Origin of the sequence: Devosia sp. (genome assembly GCF_030689745.1) — a bacterium.
Lineage (GTDB): Bacteria > Pseudomonadota > Alphaproteobacteria > Rhizobiales > Devosiaceae > Devosia > Devosia alba.
In genome coordinates, this window is record NZ_JAUYGL010000147.1 from 1 (window position 1) to 2,913 (window position 2,913).

The 2,913-nt window shown below is 51.9% G+C and carries 2 protein-coding genes; one reads left to right on the forward strand and one right to left on the reverse strand.

Annotated features, from left to right (window positions below):
* The coding region (locus Q8O80_RS13055) for an IS3 family transposase (protein WP_305579888.1) at positions 1 to 862 on the forward strand (862 nt) is incomplete at its 5' end.
* A gap of 220 nt (positions 863 to 1,082) precedes the next feature.
* Here the strand turns inward: Q8O80_RS13055 and Q8O80_RS13060 are convergent.
* The gene (locus tag Q8O80_RS13060; RefSeq protein ID WP_305579890.1) at positions 1,083 to 2,645 is read right to left on the reverse strand and encodes a bacteriohemerythrin; all 1,563 of its coding nucleotides are present in this window, start codon (positions 2,643 to 2,645) and stop codon (positions 1,083 to 1,085) included.
* Positions 2,646 to 2,913 lie beyond the last annotated feature (268 nt).

Consider the following 2,913-nt stretch of genomic DNA (forward strand, 5'->3'; position numbering starts at 1 on the left):
AAGTATTCGGTTTAAAGCGTTAAGCCCCGACGAGAAACGGGAAGCCGCAGGACAGTTGCAGCAACATGGCTTGAGTCAGCGCAGCGCCTGCAAGGTGCTTGAGCTATCGAGATCGGTCTATGCTTACCGACCCGATCCGAGCGCAGACGATGAAGTGATCGCTGTCTTACAGGAACTGGCGGAACGTTTCCCAGAGCGGGGCTTTAGCAAGTATTTCAAAGTGATTCGCCGGCGCGGGCTGGGCTGGAATCACAAGCGGGTCTATCGCGTTTACTGCGCGCTGAATCTAAACCGTCGCAGGATTGGCAAGAAGCGATTGCCACCGCGTACCCCAGCACCACTAACGGTGCCTGGTCAGATGAACAAGAGCTGGTCGATGGACTTTATGAGCGATGCGTTGTGGTGCGGCAGACGGTTCCGCACCTTCAACGTGGTGGATGATTTCAATCGCGAGATACTGGCGATCGAGATCGACTTGAATCTGCCTGCTGCACGGGTGATTCGAGTGTTGGAGCGGATCGTGGCTTGGCGCGGCTATCCGGATAAGATACGCATGGATAACGGGCCGGAGTTCATTGCCACGGTACTGGCGGATTGGGCGCAGCAGCATAATGTCGAATTGGAGTTTATCGAGCCAGGGCGACCGATGCAGAACGGATTCATCGAACGGTTCAATCGCAGCTATCGGGAAGGCGTGCTGGATATGTATGTCTTCAGGACGCTGGAAGAAGTCCGCGAACGAACTGAAATGTGGAAGAATGACTACAACGAAGAGTTACCGCATGATGCACTTGGCGACCTGACGCCCGTCGAGTACAGAGTGCTGCACCACCCCGAAACCTCTAGTTATGGATGGCACTGATTCGGGGAGGTTTACACATAAACTCATTAATTCAGCGAGGTAAACCACAGGCTTTACCGGGGGATATTCAGAAATTCCCTAAATCTGGTTTGGTGCCGGGCTTGGGTGAGGCAGATAAAGAATTACTGCAAGTGATACGCGATATGTACACACACAGTGTGGAGATACTCATGTTGGAGCAATTCCAGCACATTGGGTGCCCACCTGTGGGTGAGGCCACCTAGGTTCGTGTCAATGCAGTCAATTGCGCATCCTCGACACGTATATGGTGGATCAGCCAGTTGCGCAGATAAGAAAGTACATCGAATTGGGCAACCAGGGGATTGGCATGCAGCTGTTCGAAAAACTTGACGATTCTTTCTCTGAAAGCATGGTGTAGATGATGATGGTGGTCAGTACCTTCAAATCCATAGTGAGTCATCATCTCTTCTTCCGCATGAAAATGAATTTTTGAATAGACCTCCAGTGCTTTGATCAGCCGGGCCACATAACGCGCTCCACGCTTATTGACAACCACGGCATAAAGATCGTTGATCAAATCAAACAGGTAGCGGTGGTGCTCGTCGATAACATCGATACCAACACTCAAACTTTCGTCCCAGGGTATCCATACATTTTCACGACGTCTGATCGGCGGTAAGGCAAGCTTTTGCTTGGGGCTGATGATGTCATCCCGGTAAAGTTCCCGAATCCGCAAGATCTCCGGCATGGCTCCATCGAAGGCGCGAACCACGTCAGGATCGAAATGTTTTCCAGACTCGGACATCACCCATTTGTGAGCCACATCTGTTGGCCATGCTTCTTTGTAGGGGCGTGCCGAAGTGAGTGCATCAAACACATCCGCTACGGCGCAAATTCGGGCCAGCAGGGGAATTTGCTCTTCTTTTAACCCATGGGGATAGCCTTTTCCGTCCCAGCGTTCGTGATGGTGTCCGGCGATTTCGCGCGCGGTCACAATCATCTCATCCTTGCCTTCCAGGATGGTGATGCCAATGCTGGTATGCGTCTTCATGACCTCGTATTCTTCCACGGTCAGCTTGCCTGGTTTGAGCAATACCGCATCGGGGATGCCGATCTTGCCGACGTCATGCATGGGGGCTGCGATAGACAACAATTCCCGTTGGCTTTCAGGCAAGCCGAGCGCCTTGGCGATAGCTTGCGCAAAATTGGTCACGCGCATGATGTGCCAGCCGGTTTCATTATCGCGGTACTCTGAAGCTACTCCCAGGTTACGAAGTACATCTGAACGCGCTTCTTCCAGCTCAAATTCCCGGATGCGCAAGGTTTCGTTGGTTAAAGTGCGTTGAACGAAGCCGGACAATGCGCGGGCGAGACTGTCCATGAATTCGAGGTGAATCTCGGTCATCTCGTAGGTGGGCCGAGTGAACATCACGGCGTAGCCTATGCCTTCATCTTCGATGTGCAATGGCAACAGAACCGTGCGAGCCGGAACACCCGGATTGTCTTCACCCGCTGAATCAGGCAGCTGGATGTACTGTATCCGGCAATGGCTGGCAACAACGGGATCTGAAAGCGCAGCCGAATCCCATCGTATCTTGGTCTCCCAGGCGGGTTTCAGCCCAAACTGAGCCACCTGCAAGTAATGTCCATGCGGATTGAGCAACAGAATGGCGCTGCGTGGCTCGAGTTGAAGATCATGGTAGCCGTTCAGGACGGCGAATAGCCGTTCCAGCAAAACGTCAAGATCCAGAGTTGCATGACCCGCAGTAGTCAACTCGAACACAAGCTTGCTGATAACCAGCATCTCTTTTTCTTTATCCATTCAATTCCCCTTGCTTTCGGCATAATCCACCGGTGTCAACGCGGCGGGATTATCATTAGATTCAACTTGAGAATCAAGTAGAACTATTGATCCGGCCACATTATAGTAATGGAATGGACGCCCACTTCCTAACGAGTAAGGTTAGATTGTGATCGCGCAGCGAGCCACAATCTGAACCGTTTGTTGGACAAGCCCGGTCTGGATGCGAGTTTTATATATGGAAATATCTTTTTGACCTGCACGGTTTTCCGGGGGCTATTTTCCTTCA